Origin of the sequence: Streptomyces griseomycini, from assembly GCF_014203535.1 — a bacterium.
In the GTDB taxonomy this organism is placed as follows: domain Bacteria; phylum Actinomycetota; class Actinomycetes; order Streptomycetales; family Streptomycetaceae; genus Streptomyces; species Streptomyces griseomycini.
This window is the reverse complement of record NZ_JACHJI010000025.1, coordinates 51,177-67,472: the sequence shown is the minus strand read 5'-3', so window position 1 is coordinate 67,472 and position 16,296 is coordinate 51,177. Positions and strand designations below refer to the sequence as shown.

13 protein-coding genes and 1 pseudogene are annotated in these 16,296 nt (G+C 73.7%); 10 read left to right on the top strand and 4 right to left on the bottom strand.

What is annotated here, in order from left to right; genetic code table 11:
• Window positions 1-95: 95 nt before the first annotated feature.
• From FHS37_RS36240 to FHS37_RS36230, 3 genes and pseudogenes are all read left to right on the top strand, one after another.
• A pseudogene (locus FHS37_RS36240) lies at window positions 96-494 on the top strand (carbohydrate-binding protein); the annotation flags it as partial.
• Window positions 495-580: 86 nt separating this feature from the next.
• Entirely contained in the window at window positions 581-1,423 is an 843-nt protein-coding gene (locus FHS37_RS36235) for a MurR/RpiR family transcriptional regulator (RefSeq protein ID WP_184829184.1), read from the top strand.
• Window positions 1,424-1,538: 115 nt separating this feature from the next.
• The gene (locus tag FHS37_RS36230; RefSeq protein WP_184829182.1) at window positions 1,539-2,123 is read left to right on the top strand and encodes a hypothetical protein; all 585 of its coding nucleotides are present in this window, start codon (window positions 1,539-1,541) and stop codon (window positions 2,121-2,123) included.
• A gap of 49 nt (window positions 2,124-2,172) precedes the next feature.
• Here FHS37_RS36230 and FHS37_RS36225 read toward each other — a convergent pair whose 3' ends face one another.
• A complete protein-coding gene (locus tag FHS37_RS36225; RefSeq protein WP_221500733.1) occupies window positions 2,173-3,606 on the bottom strand; it encodes a type III PLP-dependent enzyme domain-containing protein in 1,434 nt (477 codons plus the stop codon).
• 153 nt (window positions 3,607-3,759) lie between these two features.
• On the opposite strand from FHS37_RS36225, the gene hutU reads away from it, so the two are divergent.
• From hutU to hutI, 4 genes are read left to right on the top strand one after another with little or no spacing between them, the layout of a single operon-like run.
• Window positions 3,760-5,424 (top strand): urocanate hydratase, encoded by a 1,665-nt coding sequence (hutU, locus tag FHS37_RS36220; protein ID WP_184829180.1) that lies wholly within the window; start codon window positions 3,760-3,762, stop codon window positions 5,422-5,424.
• On the top strand, window positions 5,421-6,644 hold the full coding sequence (locus FHS37_RS36215) for an allantoate amidohydrolase (protein WP_184829178.1): 1,224 nt from the start codon (window positions 5,421-5,423) through the stop codon (window positions 6,642-6,644). Before hutU ends, FHS37_RS36215 begins: the two co-directional genes overlap by 4 nt.
• Window positions 6,641-8,029, top strand: a complete 1,389-nt coding sequence (locus FHS37_RS36210) for a formimidoylglutamate deiminase (protein ID WP_184829176.1) — start codon at window positions 6,641-6,643, stop codon at window positions 8,027-8,029. The genes FHS37_RS36215 and FHS37_RS36210 overlap by 4 nt, the downstream gene beginning before the upstream one ends.
• Window positions 8,030-8,048: 19 nt before the next feature.
• The gene (gene hutI / locus FHS37_RS36205; protein ID WP_184829174.1) at window positions 8,049-9,218 is read left to right on the top strand and encodes an imidazolonepropionase; all 1,170 of its coding nucleotides are present in this window, start codon (window positions 8,049-8,051) and stop codon (window positions 9,216-9,218) included.
• Window positions 9,219-9,291: 73 nt separating this feature from the next.
• On the opposite strand, the gene FHS37_RS36200 is transcribed toward hutI, so the two are convergent.
• Together FHS37_RS36200 and FHS37_RS36195 are read right to left on the bottom strand one after the other, a co-directional pair.
• Window positions 9,292-10,878, bottom strand: coding sequence for an RICIN domain-containing protein (locus tag FHS37_RS36200; protein WP_184829172.1), 1,587 nt, complete (start codon window positions 10,876-10,878; stop codon window positions 9,292-9,294).
• A 194-nt stretch (window positions 10,879-11,072) separates the two neighbouring features.
• Entirely contained in the window at window positions 11,073-11,999 is a 927-nt protein-coding gene (locus FHS37_RS36195; RefSeq protein WP_184829170.1) for an RNA polymerase sigma factor SigF, read from the bottom strand.
• A gap of 239 nt (window positions 12,000-12,238) precedes the next feature.
• On the opposite strand from FHS37_RS36195, the gene FHS37_RS36190 reads away from it, so the two are divergent.
• Together FHS37_RS36190 and FHS37_RS36185 are read left to right on the top strand one after the other, a co-directional pair.
• Entirely contained in the window at window positions 12,239-12,616 is a 378-nt protein-coding gene (locus tag FHS37_RS36190) for an STAS domain-containing protein (protein ID WP_184829168.1), read from the top strand.
• Window positions 12,617-12,859: 243 nt separating this feature from the next.
• Window positions 12,860-13,408: an ATP-binding protein gene (locus FHS37_RS36185; RefSeq protein WP_184829166.1), complete on the top strand. Its 549-nt coding sequence runs from the start codon at window positions 12,860-12,862 to the stop codon at window positions 13,406-13,408.
• Between the two features lie 197 nt (window positions 13,409-13,605).
• Here FHS37_RS36185 and FHS37_RS36180 read toward each other — a convergent pair whose 3' ends face one another.
• A complete protein-coding gene (locus FHS37_RS36180) occupies window positions 13,606-15,102 on the bottom strand; it encodes an MFS transporter (RefSeq protein ID WP_184829164.1) in 1,497 nt (498 codons plus the stop codon).
• A 512-nt stretch (window positions 15,103-15,614) separates the two neighbouring features.
• On the opposite strand from FHS37_RS36180, the gene FHS37_RS36175 reads away from it, so the two are divergent.
• The gene (locus FHS37_RS36175; protein WP_184829162.1) at window positions 15,615-16,292 is read left to right on the top strand and encodes a response regulator transcription factor; all 678 of its coding nucleotides are present in this window, start codon (window positions 15,615-15,617) and stop codon (window positions 16,290-16,292) included.
• Window positions 16,293-16,296 lie beyond the last annotated feature (4 nt).

The following is a 16,296-nucleotide window of genomic DNA, read 5'->3' as shown; positions in this document are numbered from 1 at the left end:
CTGGGAACGGCGCGACGACATCCACGAAGCTTTCCTTGGCCTCGCCACCTGTCTCATCACCCACCGCCACGTCCAACGCCTTTGTTAGGACCTCTAAGTCGGTCCGCCTCGAGGACACCGGTGACCACGTCGAGTTCACCTCGACGAACGCCGCCAACTCCCTCGTCGTGCGCAACTCGATCCCGGACGCGGCGGGCGGCGGCGGCCGGGAGGCGACCCTCAGCCTGTACGCCGACGGCGAGTTCGTGCGGAAGCTGACCCTGTCCTCCCGGCACAGCTGGCTGTACGGCGACACCGACGGCCCCGAAGGGCTGACCAACACCCCGGGCGGTGACGCGCGCCGGCTGTTCGACGAGTCGCACGCGCTGCTCACCGAGACCTACCCGGCGGGCACGGAGTCCCGCCTCCAGCGCGACGCCGGCGACACCGCCGACTTCTACGTCGTCGACCTGATCGACCTGGAGCAGGTCGCGCCCCCGGCCCCCGGGCCCACCTGGTCGAGGTCGTGCCGTCCCCGGTTCGCCTGTATAACGGCATGCAGGAGTAATGGTGTGTGAATAGGTCGAGGGGGAGCCGCGTCATGAGCGTCACCGACAGCCCTGCCGCGCGCCTGCAGGCGCTCTTCGAGGGGCACCGGCTGACGCCGACCCAGCGGCGCATCGCGCACAGCATGGTGCGGCGGGCCGCCGACGTGCCGTTCCTGTCCAGCGTGGAGCTGGCCGAGCTGGCCGGGGTCAGCCAGCCCTCGGTGACCCGGTTCGCCGTCGCCCTCGGCTTCGACGGCTACCCCGCCCTGCGCCGGCACCTGCGCGAGGTCGCGCCCGCCGAACCCGTGCCGGAGACCGGTTCCCACAACGAGTACCAGCAGGCCGTCGAGGCCGAGATCGAGAACCTGCGGCACCTCGCGGAGGCGCTGGCCGACCCCGCGCCCGTGCAGCGGGCGGGACGCGTCCTCGCGGGCAGCCGGCCGCTCCCCGTGCTCGGCCTGCGCGCGGCGGCGGCCCAGGCGCACGGCTTCGCCTACTTCGCCGCCAAGGTCCATCCCGACGTGCGGCTGCTCAACGAGGGCGGCACGATGCTCCACGACCGCATCGACGCCGCCGTCCGCGCCGGGGCGAGCGCACTGCTGTGCTTCGCCCTGCCCCGGCACCCCCGCGAGGTCGTCGACGCCCTCGCCCACGCCAAGGAGACCGGGCTGACCGTCGTCACCGTCGCCGACTCCGCCTTCGCGCCGGTCGCCAAGGTGTCCGACCTGATGCTGCCCGCCGCCGTCGGCACCGGGCTCGCCTTCGACACGGCGTGCGCGCCGATGCTGCTGGGGCGGATGCTGCTGGAGGCGATGTGCGACGGCCTGCCCGAAGCCCAGGCGCGGCTCGAGGAGTTCGACGCGAAGGCGGCGGCCCGCGGGCTGTTCGTGGAGTGACGCACCGCCGGTGTTCTCAGACTCGTCTCACCTTCTGTCGCTAGCGTGCGCCTCCTGGTACTTCTTCCGGTACCGCTTCCGAACCGTGCACCGAATGTGAGACGGGAGGCTGAACGTGACGCGCGGAGGTCAGGGGCTGGCTCGGGTGGCCGTCGTCGTACGGGCCGGGGCCGCGCCGCTGTGGTGGCTGGGAGTGTCGGCGACGGGCACCGGGCTGCTGGTGCCGGGACTGACCGGGCGCCGGATCGGTGTCCTGGCCGGTGCGGCCCTCTTCATCGTGGCGGCGGCCGCCGTCGCCTGCCTGCGACGGGGCCGCTACCGGGCCCTGGCCCGCGCGGCGGTCCGGGCGGGCAGGCACGACGTGCTCCAGGACCGCGCGGTGACCGCCCGCAACTGGCGCCGCGGTCACCGCTGGTGGCTGCTGCTCGCCTTCCTCGCGGCACTGGGCAGCGCCTTCGCGGCACCGGCCGCGGGTGGCCTGCTGCTCGCCGGGTGCGGCGTGGGCCTGTGGCTGAAGGCCGCCTGGATCGGCCGCCTCGAGCGGGTCGGCGAGCACCTGCTGTGGGTCCGCGTCGACTGGCTCGGCAGGACCGCGGGCCACCCGGCCGGCAAGACGGTCAGGGCCTACCGCACCACAGGCATTGCGGCGGGCGACGCGGCCCCGGGCGGCTCCCGCCGCAGGACGCCGGCACTGGTCTGAGGGCAGGGCGCGGAGGCTCGTCCCACGTGCGGCGGGCCCCGCGCCGCGCTCAGGGTGCCAGGCCCTCCAGCAGGGCGTCGGGGTGGCCGCCGCCCGACTCCGCCACGATCTCCTCGACCGTCTGGGCGCGGCGGACGACCGCGAAGGAGACCCCGCCCGCCCCGTCCGGGACGAAGCCGTACACGCCCGGGCGGGGGAGCGAGTTGTAGGCGTAGTGGTGGGCGAAGTAGTACGCGCCCGTGTCCAGCGCCGCCGCGTGGTCGCCCTGCTCCAGCAGCGGCAGCGCCTGCCCCTGCGCGAGCAGGTCGCCCGCGAAGCAGGCCGGTCCCGCCACGTCCTGCACGACCGCCGGTCCCTCCTTGGGCCGCCCCTTGGCGTCGTAGGCGGCGATCCTGAGCGGCCACGCCCCCGGCGCGTACACCGTCCGCGTCGCCACCTGCACGCCCGCGTGCGTCACCGCGACCGGACGCCCGCCCGCGCTCTTGGCGTACTCCACGCGCGTGAGCAGCGTGCCGTGCTTGGCCAGCAGGGACCGCCCGAACTCGGTGACCAGCCCGTACCGCCCGTCGAACAGCCCCGGCACCGTGTCGCTCAGCAGACGCGCGTACTGCGCGTACGTCGGGCTCGTCGCGTCGGAGGCGAAGTTCACCGGCAGCCCGCCGCCGATGTCGATGGTGTCGACCTGCCGCCGCCCGGCCCGGCGGTTGATCTCCTCCGCCAGCTCGTACGCCTCCGCGACCCCCCGCGCCATCAGCGACAGCGCGATGCCCTGGGAGCCGGTGTGGGTGTGCAGCCGGGTCAGCCACGGCCGGTCCAGGTACGCCCGCACGACCCACTCCCGGGCCCCCTCGTCGCGCAGCGCCACCCCGAACTTCGAGGTCGCCGTCGCCGTGGACAGCGCCTCGATGGAGCCACCGCCGACCTGCGGGTTCACGCGGATGCCGAGCGGGGAGGCCGCACCGGGGACCTCCTTCACCAGGGCGTCGAGGCGGTCCAGCTCCTGCGGGTTGTCCGCGTTGACGGCGATGCCCAGGGCCAGCGCCTCGCGCAGCTCGTCCGGCGTCTTGGCGGGGGAGTCCAGCACCGTCCGCTCCGGCGGCACCCCGGCCGCCCGCGCGAGCGCCAGCTCGCCGGGGCTCGCGACCTCCGCGCCGACGCCCTCCTCGTGCAGCAGCCGCAGGACCGGCACCAGGGGGGACGCCTTCACGGCGAAGGCGTGCAGCACGGCCGTCCCGGGCGCCGCCACCGCCTCGAAGGCCGCCCGCAGCTCCGCCGCCGACTCCCGGATGCCGGTGACGTCCAGGAGTCCGACGAGGGGGACGTCGGGGCCGAGCAGCCCCTGCTCCACGGCGGCCCGCACCGCCTCGTCCCGCCTGGCCGCCCGGTCGGCGTCCGGTCCGCTCACGCCGCCCGCCCGGTCGTCGTACGCGTCGTATGCCACCGCTTCCCCCGTCCCGTCGGTGTTCTCCGTGTCCGCGTGCATGGGCCCAGCCAAGCACCCGCCCCTCCGCGCCGACACACCGACCTGTTGACTAGTTCTATTCAGGACATGAAGATGTGAATATCCGCAGTAACCGCGGGGGCCGGACCGTCCGGCCCGCGGACCAGCCGGGAGCACGCCACCAGGAGGCAGACCATGTCAGGACCGCGACCTGTCCGAGCGCCGCGCGGCACGCAGCCGAGCGCCCTGGGATGGCAGCAGGAGGCCGCCCTGCGGATGCTGCAGAACAACCTCGACCCGGAGGTCGCCGAGCACCCCGACCAGCTCGTCGTCTACGGCGGCACCGGCAGGGCCGCCCGCGACTGGCGCTCCTTCGACGCCATGGTCCGCACGCTGCAGAACCTCAAGCAGGACGAGACGATGCTCGTCCAGTCCGGCCGCCCGGTCGGCGTCATGCAGACCCACGAGTGGGCGCCGCGCGTCCTCATCGCCAACTCCAACCTCGTCGGCGACTGGGCCACCTGGGAGGAGTTCCGCCGCCTGGAGGCCCTCGGCCTGACCATGTACGGGCAGATGACGGCCGGCTCCTGGATCTACATCGGCACCCAGGGCATCCTCCAGGGGACCTACGAGACCTTCGCCGCCGTCGCCGCGAAGAAGTTCGGCGGCACCCTCGCCGGGACCATCACCCTGACCGCCGGCCTCGGCGGCATGGGCGGCGCCCAGCCGCTGGCCGTCACCATGAACGACGGCGTCGCGATCTGCGTCGACTGCGACCCGCGCGCCATCGACCGCCGCATCGAGCACCGCTACCTCGACGTCAGGGCCGACTCCCTCGACCACGCCCTCCGGCTCGCCGTCGAGGCCCGCGACCGGCGCGAGCCGCTGTCCGTCGGTGTCCTCGGCAACGCCGCCGAGCTGGTGCCGCAGCTGCTCGCCGCGGGCGCCCCGATCGACATCGTCACCGACCAGACCTCGGCCCACGACCCGCTGTCCTACCTGCCGGTCGGCGTCGCCTTCGAGGACATGGCCGACGCCGCCGCCAAGGACCCGGCCGGCTTCACCACCCGCGCCCGCGAGTCCATGGCCCGGCACGTCGAGGCCATGGTCGGCTTCCTCGACGCCGGCGCCGAGGTCTTCGACTACGGCAACTCCATCCGCGGCGAGGCCAAGCTCGCCGGCTACGAGCGCGCCTTCGCCTTCCCCGGCTTCGTCCCCGCCTACATCCGCCCCCTGTTCTGCGAGGGCAAGGGCCCCTTCCGCTGGGCCGCCCTGTCCGGTGACCCGGCCGACATCGCGAAGACCGACGAGGCGATCCTCGACCTCTTCCCGGAGAACGAGTCCCTGGCCCGCTGGATCCGCATGGCCGGGGAGCGGGTCCACTTCCAGGGCCTGCCCGCGCGCATCTGCTGGCTCGGCTACGGCGAGCGGGACAAGGCCGGCGAGCGGTTCAACGACATGGTCGCGAGCGGCGAACTGGCCGCGCCGATCGTCATCGGCCGCGACCACCTCGACTGCGGCTCCGTCGCCTCCCCGTACCGCGAGACCGAGGCCATGCTCGACGGCTCCGACGCCATCGCCGACTGGCCGCTGCTCAACGCCATGGTCAACGTGGCCTCCGGTGCCTCGTGGGTGTCCATCCACCACGGCGGCGGGGTCGGCATGGGCCGGTCGATCCACGCCGGGCAGGTCACGGTCGCCGACGGCACCGCGCTCGCCGGGGAGAAGATCCGCCGGGTGCTCACCAACGACCCCGGCATGGGCGTCATCCGGCACGTGGACGCCGGGTACGACATCGCCGAGTCGGTCGCCGGGCAGCGCGGGGTCCGGGTGCCGATGCGCGAGGGTGACGACGCGTGAGCTTCCACAGCATGTGGGCGGAGCTGCTGCCGGTCGGCCGCAGCTCCGCCTCCGGCGGCTACCGGCGCTTCGCCTGGACCGGGGCCGACGCCGACTGCCGGGCCTGGTTCGAGCAGCAGGCCCGCTCCCGCGGCCTCGTCCACGAGACCGACCGCAACGGCAACCAGTGGGCCTGGCTCGGCGACCCGGCCGCCGGGGACGCCGTCGTCACCGGCTCCCACCTGGACTCCGTGCCCGACGGCGGCGCCTTCGACGGCCCCCTCGGCGTGGTGTCCGCCTTCGCCGCCCTGGACGAACTGCGCGGGAGGGGAGCCCGGTTCACCCGGCCCGTCGGCATCGTCAACTTCGGCGACGAGGAGGGCGCCCGGTTCGGCCTCGCCTGCGTCGGCTCCCGGCTCACCGCCGGGGTGCTCACGGTCGAGCAGGCCCACCGCCTGACCGACGGCGACGGGGTCACCCTCCCGCAGGCCATGGAGGTCGCCGGCTACGACCCCGACGCCATCGGCCCCGACCCGGAGCGGCTCAGCCGCATCGGCGCCTTCGTCGAGCTCCACGTCGAACAGGGCCGCGCCCTGGACCTGTCCGGTGACCCGGTCGGCATCGCCGGCGCCATCTGGCCGCACGGACGCTGGCGGTTCGACTTCCGCGGCGAGGCCAACCACGCCGGCACCACCCGTCTCGCCGACCGCCGGGACCCGATGCTGAGCTACGCCGGGACCGTCCTCGACGCCCGCCACGAGGCCGAACTCGCCGGTGCCGTCGCCACCTTCGGCAAGATCGCCGTCGAGCCGAACGGCGTCAACGCCGTCCCCTCCCTGGTGCGCGGCTGGCTCGACGCCCGCGCCGCCGGGCAGGAGGCCCTGGACGCCGTGGTGAACGGCGTGGAGAAGGCCGCCCGCGCCCGAGCCGAGGCCCACGGCGTCGCCCTGGACGTCGAGCGCGAGTCCTTCACCCCCGTCGTCGAGTTCGACCACGCCCTGCGCGACGAACTGGCCCGCATCCTCGGCAAGGACACCGACCCCGCCCTGCGGGTCCCCGTCCTCGGCACCGGCGCCGGACACGACGCCGGAATCCTGTCCGGACGCATCCCGACCGCCATGCTGTTCGTGCGCAACCCCACCGGCGTCTCGCACTCCCCGGCCGAGTCCGCGACCGAGGAGGACTGCGTGGCCGGGGTCGCCGCCCTCGCCGACGTACTGGAAGGACTGGCCTGCACGTGACCGCCCCGCAGCGCACCTACTGGCTGGAGCACGCCTGGCTCGGCACCCTCCCCCGAGAAGGGGGGATCCCCGTCGAGCAGGGCGTCGCCGTGACGGTGTCCACCAGCGGCTCCGGCGCGGGGGCGGACGGCCGCATCACCGCCGTCCGCACCGGCGTGCCCACCCCGCCCCCCGGCGCCGAGATCCTGCGCGGCCTGACCCTGCCCGGGCTGGCCAACGCCCACAGCCACGCCTTCCACCGCGCCCTGCGCGGCGCCGTCCAGGCCGGGCCGGGCACCTTCTGGACCTGGCGCGAGGTCATGTACTCCGTCGCCGACCGGCTGACCCCCGAGACCTACCACCGGCTGGCCCGCGCGGTGTACGCCGAGATGGCGCTCGCCGGCATCACCTGCGTGGGCGAGTTCCACTACGTCCACCACGCCCCCGGCGGCGTCCCCTACGCCGACCCCAACGCCATGGGCGAGGCGCTGGTCGAGGCCGCCGCCGAGGCCGGGATCCGCATCACCCTGCTGGACACCTGCTACCTGTCCTCCGGCTTCGGACAGCCGCCCACCGCCCACCAACTGCGCTTCTCCGACGGGACGGCCCAGGCCTGGGCGGAACGCTGTGCGGTTCTCGAGGACCGGGACCACGCGCGGATCGGGGCGGCCGTCCACTCCGTACGGGCCGTGCCCGCCGACGAGCTGGCGACCGTGGCGCGCTGGGCGGAGGAGCGGCGGGCCCCGCTGCACGTGCACCTGTCCGAGCAGGCCGCCGAGAACGACGCCTGCCGCGAGGCCCACGGGTGCACACCGACCCGCCTGCTCGCCGACCACGGCGTGCTCGGGCCGCGCACCACCGGCGTCCACAACACGCACCTCACGGACGAGGACGTCGCGCTGCTCGGCGGCAGCGGCACCGGCACCTGCATGTGCCCCACCACCGAACGCGACCTCGCCGACGGCATCGGACCCGCCGCCGCACTGCAGCGCGCCGGCTCCCCGCTCTCCCTCGGCTCCGACAGCCACGCCGTGATCGACCTGCTCGAGGAGGCCCGCGCGATGGAGCTGAACGAGCGCCTGCGCACCCGCACCCGCGGCCACTGGACGGCCGCGGCGCTCCTGCGCGCCGCCACCGCCGACGGTCACGCCGCCCTCGGCTGGGACGACACCGGCACCATCGAGGCCGGGGCGCGCGCCGACCTCACCACCCTCGCGCTCGACTCGGTCAGGACGGCGGGGCCACCGCCACGGCTCGGCGCCGAGACGGCCGTGTTCGCCGCGACGGCAGCGGACGTACGGCACACGATCGTGGCGGGCCGGCACGTCGTGCGCGACGGGGCGCACACGCTCGTCCCCGACGCGCCCCGAGCCCTCGCGCAGGCAGTCGAAGCCCTGCGCGCCTGACGCCCCCCACGAGGACACGATGAGCACCGTCATCACCAACATCGCCACGCTGGTCACCAACGACCCCTCCCTCGGCGACGACTCCCCCCTCGGCCTGGTCCGGGACGCGGCCGTCGTCATCGACGGCGACCGGGTCGTGTGGACCGGTGCGTCGAGCAGAGCACCCGCCACTGACAACCGGGTCGACGCCGAGGGCCGGACGGTCCTCCCGGGCTTCGTCGACTCCCACTCCCACCTGGTCTTCGCCGGCGACCGCACCGAGGAGTTCAACGCCCGGATGTCCGGCCGCCCCTACGGCGCCGGCGGCATCCGCACGACCGTCGCCGCCACCCGGGCCGCCGGCGACGGGGACCTGGAGGCGAACCTCACCCGGCTCCTCGCCGAGGCGCTCCGCCAGGGCACCACCACCTTCGAGACCAAGTCCGGCTACGGCCTGACGGTCGAGGACGAGGCCCGCGCCCTGCGCATCGCCGCCCGCCACACCGACGAGGTCACCTACCTCGGCGCCCACATCGTCGCCCCGGAGTACGCCGGGGACCCGGCCGCCTACGTGGACCTCGTCACCGGCGAGATGCTGGACGCCTGCGCCCCGCACGCCCGCTGGATCGACGTCTTCTGCGAGAAGGGCGCCTTCGACGGCGACCAGGCCCGCGCGGTCCTCACCGCGGGCAGGGCGAAGGGGCTGCACCCGCGCGTCCACGCCAACCAGCTCTCCCACGGCCCCGGAGTGCAGCTCGCCGTCGAGCTGGACGCGGCCAGCGCCGACCACTGCACCCACCTCACCGACGCCGACGTGGACGCCCTCGCGAACGGCGACACGGTGGCGACGCTGCTGCCCGGCGCCGAGTTCTCCACCCGCGCCGAGTGGCCGGACGCCCGCCGGCTGCTCGACGCGGGCGTCACCGTCGCGCTGTCCACGGACTGCAACCCGGGTTCGTCCTTCACGTCCTCGATGCCGTTCTGCGTCGCGCTGGCCGTGCGGGACATGGGGATGACACCGGACGAGGCCGTGTGGTCGGCCACGGCGGGCGGTGCGGCGGCCCTGCGCCGCACCGACATCGGCCGCCTCGGTCCGGGCGCCCGCGCCGACCTCCTCCTCCTCGACGCCCCGAGCCACGTCCACCTGGCCTACCGCCCCGGCGTCCCCCTGGCCGCGGGGGTCTGGCGGCGCGGCGTCCGCGTGGTCTGAGACGGGCGTCCAGGTCGCGCCTCCCCCCGTCCGGGCCGGGCCGCGTCTTCCGTCCCCGTCCGGGCGGGGGCGTTCAGGCCGTCCCCGCCCGCCACCGCTGGTCCGTCCGCCCCGTCTCCCTGACCAGGGACACCGAGCCGCCCCCGGCCGGCGTCACCGCGTGGTCGGGCGCGACGGCCGGGCGGATCACCCCGCGCGTGTCGACGGCGAAGCGGAGGTTCCGGCCGTTGCGCCCGTCCACCGAGTCGCACTCCCAGATGCCGACGCCCCGGTCCACCGCGCCCCGGCTGTCCAGGCAGTAGTCGGGGTCGGCGGACGACTGCAGCACGCCGCGCTCGGCGTCGACCCGCCACAGCTGGGTCGAGGAGGAGGTGCAGCGGGCGGTGACGACGTCCGTGCGGTTCTCGAGGGCGCCGTCGATGTCCAGGCACAGCCCCGAACCGAGGTTCACCACCCGTGCGTACGTGCCGCCCGGCGGTGGGTGCGCGGGCGTGGTGCGCGTGGGGGAGGGCGTGGGGGAGGGCGTGGGGCGCGCGGTGGGCGACGGGCCGGGCTCCCTCGTCCGCGACGGTGAGGGCGAGGGGGAGGCGCGCGTCGGGGAGGCCGAGGGGGACGGCGGCGGCGTGGCCGTCACCGTCACCGGCGGCGGGACGGGCGGGGTGGCGGTCGACTCCGCGGCCCGCTCGGACGGCACGTCCGTCGGCGACAGCAGGAAGAGCAGCAGCGGTACGAGGGCCACGCCGAGTGCCGTCGAGGCCAGCGCCAGGCGCCGCGACCGCGGCCAGGGGCCGGGGACGGCTCCGGAGCGGGCGTCCGGCCCGGCCGCGTCCGGCCCGGCCACGACCGGACCGGCGGCGGCGTACGCCGAGCCCGCCCACGGCAGCAGCCCCTCGGCGAGCGTGGTGCGCGGGTCGTCCCGCAGGGCGCACAACTCCTCGTGGGCCGCGGTGCAGTGGGCGCACCGCGCCATGTGCGCGTGCAGGTCGGCGCTGTCCCGGGGGCTGTCGGGCCGCACGGACTCCTCGATGAGCCGGCGGAAGTCGGCGCACCGGGGATCGTCCGAGGCGGCCAGCCGGGACCTCAGACAGGCCCGGCCCAGCGTCTGCAGCGCCGGGTCCGTGCCGTGGACCACGTCCCCGGGGGTGAGACCCAGGAAGGCCGCCGTGCGGTCCGCGGGCTCCTGCTCCACGGTCCCGTACCAGAGGAGGCCCTGCGTCCGGTGCGGCAGTGTCCGGAAGGCCGCGAGCATCGTCGGGACCGGGCCCTCGGGGCCGGACGAGCTGAGGACGAGGTGCAGCCCGGGGTCGAGCCCGCCGGCCCGTCCGTCCGCGGCCCAGGACGCGGCCACCCGGGCGGTCAGCAACAGCAGGTGGTGCCGCAGCGGGCCCCCGGGATCGGTGCCGTGGGCGGCCTGACGCGCCGCCAGCGTGAAGGCCTGGGCGGCCAGTTGGCGCGCCGTGGGATCACCCGCGGCGCACCGGCGGGCGTAGGCGAGGACCGGGGGGCCGTGCCGGGCGCGCAGCTCCTGGAGGGCCGCGTACGCGGTCGGGGCGTCACCGCGCAGCGACTCGGTCAGCCGGGCGTCGGACACCTCGGCGTGCGCTCCCGGGCGCCCGCCGCCGGTCACGTCGCCGCCCGCGCTCCCGTCCCCCCGAGCCATCTACCGCCTCCAGGAACCCGTGGGCCTGCCCGGTCCGGTCTCCTGACCTGCCGACCGGTTCGGGCGCCCATGGTGGAGGAAGAACGCCCGGGGGGAAAGGAGTGACCGCCGGTAACGCGGCGCGTCCCGCGCCCGGCGGGCGCCCGGTGCCCGGGAGGACGTCCGGCGCCGACAGGGCGCGGGACGCGGCCTTGTCACTCCTCGACGGTCAGTCCCTTGCGCAGCTTCACCAGCGTCCGTGACAGCAGGCGCGAGACGTGCATCTGGGAGATGCCCAGTTCCTCGCCGATCTCCGACTGCGTCATGCCCGCGACGAAGCGCAGGGACAGGATCTTCCGGTCCCGCGGCGGCAGTTCGGCGATCATCGGCTTCAACGACTCGATGTACTCGATGCCTTCGATCCCGTGGTCCTCGTAGCCGATCCGGTCGGCCAGCGCGCCCTCGGCGTCGTCCTCCTCCGGCTGGGCGTCCAGCGAGGAGGCGGTGTAGGCGTTCGACGCCGCCATGCCCTCGACGACCTCGTCGTCGGTGATGCCCAGACGCTCGGCCAGTTCGGCCACCGTCGGGGCCCGGTCGAGCTGCTGGGCCAGTTCGTCACCGGCCTTGGCCAGGTCGAGCCGGAGCTCCTGCAGCCGGCGCGGAACGCGCACGGACCACGAGGTGTCGCGGAAGAAGCGCTTGATCTCGCCGATGATGGTCGGCATCGCGAACGTGGGGAACTCCACGCCGCGCGACAGCTCGAAGCGGTCGATCGCCTTGATCAGGCCGATGGTGCCGACCTGGATGATGTCCTCCATCGGCTCGCTGCGCGAGCGGAAGCGGGAGGCGGCGAACTTGACCAGGGCGAGGTTGAGTTCGACGAGCGTGTTGCGTACGTACGAGTACTCGTGGGTCCCTTCCTCCAGCGACTCCAGGCGCTCGAAGAGGGTCTTGGACAGAGCCCGTGCGTCGACCGGGCCCACCTCGTCGTAGGGGGGGATGTCCGGAAGTCCGGCGAGTAGGTCGTCCGGGACGACACCCATGTCGTCCCGCTCGATGGGATCCAGATGTTCCGGGGGGAGTGTCGACGTCGCTTTCGGGGTACGCGATGCGTCGAGCCGGGGTGACATGATGTCCTCCATCGTTCTCGGCATATGGCTGCCGAAGCCGATACGTGCACTGCGGTGTGCGGCGCCTCCAAAGCCGGCCGTGTCGGGTACGTGTTCCTACTAGGCCTACCCGCTTCCCCAAGCCCACCGCAAGTGCGCTCTGTTCGCGTATGTCCGTTTGTGCGTGATTGTTAGAGTGTCGGAGTGTGGCCGGAAGGCGTAATGTTCGAGGGCGTCATCAAGCAGCCACGACGTCGGGAGAGAGAGACGGCATGGACCGCGGGACGGTCGGCAGCGCACAGTCGGGCCGGCTTCTGGTCGAGGTGCGAGAAGAGGGCCCCAGTGCCGTCGTGACTCCGGCGGGTGAGTTGGACCACCACACCGCCGACCTGTTGCGTGAGCCACTGGAGGGCTGCCTCGCCAAGGGATTCAAGAGGCTTGTCATCGACTGCTCCCGGTTGGAGTTCTGTGACTCCACGGGGCTGAACGTGCTGCTCGGTGCCCGGCTGAAGGCCGAGGCCGCCGGGGGTGGCGTGCATCTCGCGGGGATGCAGCCCGTGGTCGCGCGCGTGTTCGAGATCACGGGGGCGGACGCGGTGTTCGCCGTCCACGACACGCTCGAGGAGGCCCTGGCCGACGATTCCGCGTGACCCGCGGGCGGGCACGACGGGGCGGGCCCCGGTCGGCCCCACGGCCGACCGGTCCCTTCCGCCGGGCCTTTTCGTTCGAACACGGGGGTGTCCCGCCGGTCCGCTCGGGCAGGAGACATCCTGGACGGGTCGGCTGCGGTGGTCGCCAGGGTGCCGAGAACCGAACGCGCCGTGCACGCGTGACTGACTGAGTACCGAATTTTTTTGAATCGTGAACTGGTGAATCGGTGAGGTGAAGCGCTGATGAGCACCACCCGGCCCTACCCGCCGGGCGACCGCGGTCCGGAGCCCAGCGGCGCTTCCGGGGCGCCCGGGGGCGGCGCGCCGACGGCGAGCGCGCCCGACGGGGGCGCGGCCGCGCCGTCCGGGCCGTCGGCGGGGGGCGGTCAGGTCCGCCGGCTGAGCTTCGACGACCAGAGCGGCGTCGTCCCGCTCGCCCGCGACTTCACCCGCCAGGCGTTGTACGCGTGGGGCTGGCTGCCCGCGGCCACCGCCGACCAGCGGGCCGCCGCGGAGGACGTCCTGCTCGTCGTCTCCGAGCTGGTCACCAATGCCTGCCTGCACGCCGAGGGACCGGACCACCTGGCCATCACCTGCGACAACAAGGTGATCCGGATCGAGGTCACCGACCGGGGCACCGGCCAGCCGGCTCCGCGCACCCCGCACCGGGCGGGCCGGCCCGGCGGTCACGGCATGTTCATCGTGCAGCGGCTCTGCCTCGACTGGGGGGTCGTGCGGACCCCCGGCGTCGCGGGCAAGACGGTGTGGGCGGACCTCGGAGCCCCCGCCTAGCCCTTCCTGCACGCCCGCCCTCGCCCGGCGCACGCCGGGGCGTCACGGATCCGGCGTGCGCCGCCTCCTTCCCCCTCCGCACGGCCCCGGTCGCGCCTCGACGGCCGGGGCCGACGTGACGTCAGGACACGCACGGAGGGCCCGCATCCGACCGGATGCGGGCCCTCCGTCATGCGGTACCGCCGGGCCGGCAGGGCTCAGCGGACGTCGCCCATGAGGCTCTTGACCTTCTTGCGGTACATCCACACCGCGACACCGGCGACCACGGCGAGCGTGGCCTCCGCGGCGACGACGCCCGTCCTGTTCAGGTCGACGCCGGCGATGGACAGCAGACCCGTGGTCGCGTCACCGGCGGTGACGGCCAGGAACCAGACGCCCATCATCTGCGAGGCGTACTTCACCGGCGCCATCTTCGTGGTGACCGACAGGCCGACCGGGGAGAGCAGCAGCTCGCCGCAGGTCTGGACGAAGTAGATCGCCACCAGCCACAGCGCCGCGGCCTTGTGACCGCCCTCGGCGATCGACAGCGGGGCCAGGAAGAGGAAGAAGGACGCGCCGACCAGGACCAGGCCGAACGAGAACTTCACGATGGTGCTCGGCTCCTTGCCGCGCCGGGCGAGCGCCAGCCACACCGTGGCGAAGACCGGGGCCAGCGCCATGATGAGGACCGGGTTGACCGACTGGTACCAGGAGACCGGGAACTCCCAGCCGAGGACGCTGTTCTCGGCCGAGGAGTCGGCGAAGATCGACAGGGTCGAACCGCCCTGGTCGTAGATCATCCAGAAGACGGCGGCGGCCACGAAGAACCAGATGTACGCGGACATCTTCGACTGCTCGGCGCTGTCCAGCTCCTTGTCCCGCTTGATGCGGGTCAGCACCATCACCGGGATGATCACGCCGAGCAGCGTCAGCGGGACCAGGATCCAGTTCAGCGTGTAGTGGCCGGAGAAGCCGACGATCGCGTAGAAGACGACCGCGACGGCGGCCCAGAACGCGGACTTCCGCAGCGTCGAGCTCTTCTCGGCGGCCGACAGCGGCTTCGGCACGACGCTGGAGTGCGGGGCGAGGTGGCGGCTGCCGAGCAGGAACTGGACCACACCCAGGGCCATGCCGAGCGCGGCCAGCGCGAAGCCCAGGTGCCAGTTGACGTTCTCACCGATGGTTCCGATGACCAGCGGCGCGGCGAAGGCGCCGAGGTTGATGCCCATGTAGAAGACGGTGAAGCCGCCGTCCCGGCGAGGGTCGTCCGGGCCGTCGTAGAGCTGGCCGACCATCGTGGAGATGTTGGCCTTCAGCAGGCCGGAACCGATGGCGACCAGGCCGAGACCGGCGTAGAACGTGCCGGACGACGGCAGCGCCAGCGTGAGGTGGCCGAGCATGATGATGCCGCCCGCGACGGCGACGGTCTTGCGGGGGCCCAGGACCCGGTCGCCGAACCAGCCGCCGGGCATCGTGAGCAGGTACACCAGCGAGAGGTACACGGAGTAGATCGCGGTCGCGGTGCCCGCGCTCAGGTGGAGGCCGCCCGGCGCGACGAGGTACAGCGGGAGCAGGGCCCTCATGCCGTAGTAGGAGAAACGCTCCCACATCTCGGTCATGAAGAGAGTGGCCAGTCCGCGGGGGTGGCCGAAGAAGGTCTTCTCGGACCCGGGGGTGCCCGGGGAGGCCGAGTCCTTCGTCAGGCTGGACGCCATGGTGGTTCCTTGCTGCTCGGGACGCGTCGCGCGAGCGTGTGCGCGCCCGGTGGGGGGGCGGCCGGCACCGGCGGGCCGTACCGCCCGCCCCACGCCCCAGGGAGTCCGCCCCGGATCACGGAGCGGTGGACGGCGACCACCGGGATCCACGCCTCCGCACGCCACGACGCGCGCTGAGGCCCGGCCACAGGTCATTCCTTACAGGGCTGGTCGAACCAGCCCGCACGCAAAAGAGACCCTCAGCGTCAACTGCCGCCGAAGGTCCTCGCGGTGCAACAGGCGTTGGTTCACCATACGACAGGACACTGCCGGATATGGAAGGACTTGAGACGCGAATCACAGGTTTCGAAGGAACCGCGATCACCCATTCGAAGGTCCTCTCCAGGATGGCACCTCACAGACATAGGTCCGTACCAGGGGCCCCGAAGGTGAGGAACGGGTATGCCGGAGGTGAGGATCAAGGCGCGCGATCACACCCCGGCGCCCGGCGCGGCGGGACTACCATCACTGGCATGACCCGTGTACTGCTCGCCGAGGACGACGCGTCCATCTCGGAGCCGCTGGCCCGCGCCCTGCGCCGGGAGGGTTACGAAGTCGAGGTGCGTGAGGACGGCCCCGGCGCGCTCGCCGCCGGAATGCAGGGGGGCGTCGACCTGGTGGTGCTGGACCTCGGGCTGCCCGGCATGGACGGCCTGGAGGTCGCCCGCCGGCTCCGTTCCGAGGGGCACACGGTTCCCCTGCTGATCCTGACCGCGCGCGCCGACGAGGTGGACACGGTCGTCGGCCTCGACGCGGGCGCCGACGACTACGTCACCAAGCCGTTCCGCCTCGCCGAGCTGCTCGCCCGCGTACGGGCCCTGCTGCGGCGCGGTGCCGCCGAGCCGCAGCAGCCGCCGGCCACCCACGGGGTGCGCATCGACGTCGAGTCGCACCGGGCGTGGATGGGCGACGAGGAGCTGCAGCTCACCGCCAAGGAGTTCGACCTGCTGCGGGTCCTGGTGCGGGACGCGGGCCGGGTCGTCACCCGCGACCAGCTGATGCGCGAGGTCTGGGACACCACCTGGTGGTCCTCCACCAAGACCCTCGACATGCACATCTCCTGGCTGCGCAAGAAGCTCGGAGACGACGCCGCCAACCCCCGGTACATCGCGACCGTGCGCGGCGTGGGTTTCCGCTTCGAGAAGAGCTGAACCC

Coding starts and splice junctions, on each gene's coding strand:
- FHS37_RS36235 (WP_184829184.1), top strand. CDS start 581: ATGAGCGTCACCGACAGCCCTGCCGCGCGCCTGCAGGCGCTCTTCGAG.
- FHS37_RS36225 (WP_221500733.1), bottom strand. CDS start 3,606: ATGCACGCGGACACGGAGAACACCGACGGGACGGGGGAAGCGGTGGCA.
- hutU (WP_184829180.1), top strand. CDS start 3,760: ATGTCAGGACCGCGACCTGTCCGAGCGCCGCGCGGCACGCAGCCGAGC.
- hutI (WP_184829174.1), top strand. CDS start 8,049: ATGAGCACCGTCATCACCAACATCGCCACGCTGGTCACCAACGACCCC.
- FHS37_RS36200 (WP_184829172.1), bottom strand. CDS start 10,878: ATGGCTCGGGGGGACGGGAGCGCGGGCGGCGACGTGACCGGCGGCGGG.
- FHS37_RS36195 (WP_184829170.1), bottom strand. CDS start 11,999: ATGGAGGACATCATGTCACCCCGGCTCGACGCATCGCGTACCCCGAAA.
- FHS37_RS36190 (WP_184829168.1), top strand. CDS start 12,239: ATGGACCGCGGGACGGTCGGCAGCGCACAGTCGGGCCGGCTTCTGGTC.
- FHS37_RS36185 (WP_184829166.1), top strand. CDS start 12,860: ATGAGCACCACCCGGCCCTACCCGCCGGGCGACCGCGGTCCGGAGCCC.
- FHS37_RS36180 (WP_184829164.1), bottom strand. CDS start 15,102: ATGGCGTCCAGCCTGACGAAGGACTCGGCCTCCCCGGGCACCCCCGGG.
- FHS37_RS36175 (WP_184829162.1), top strand. CDS start 15,615: ATGACCCGTGTACTGCTCGCCGAGGACGACGCGTCCATCTCGGAGCCG.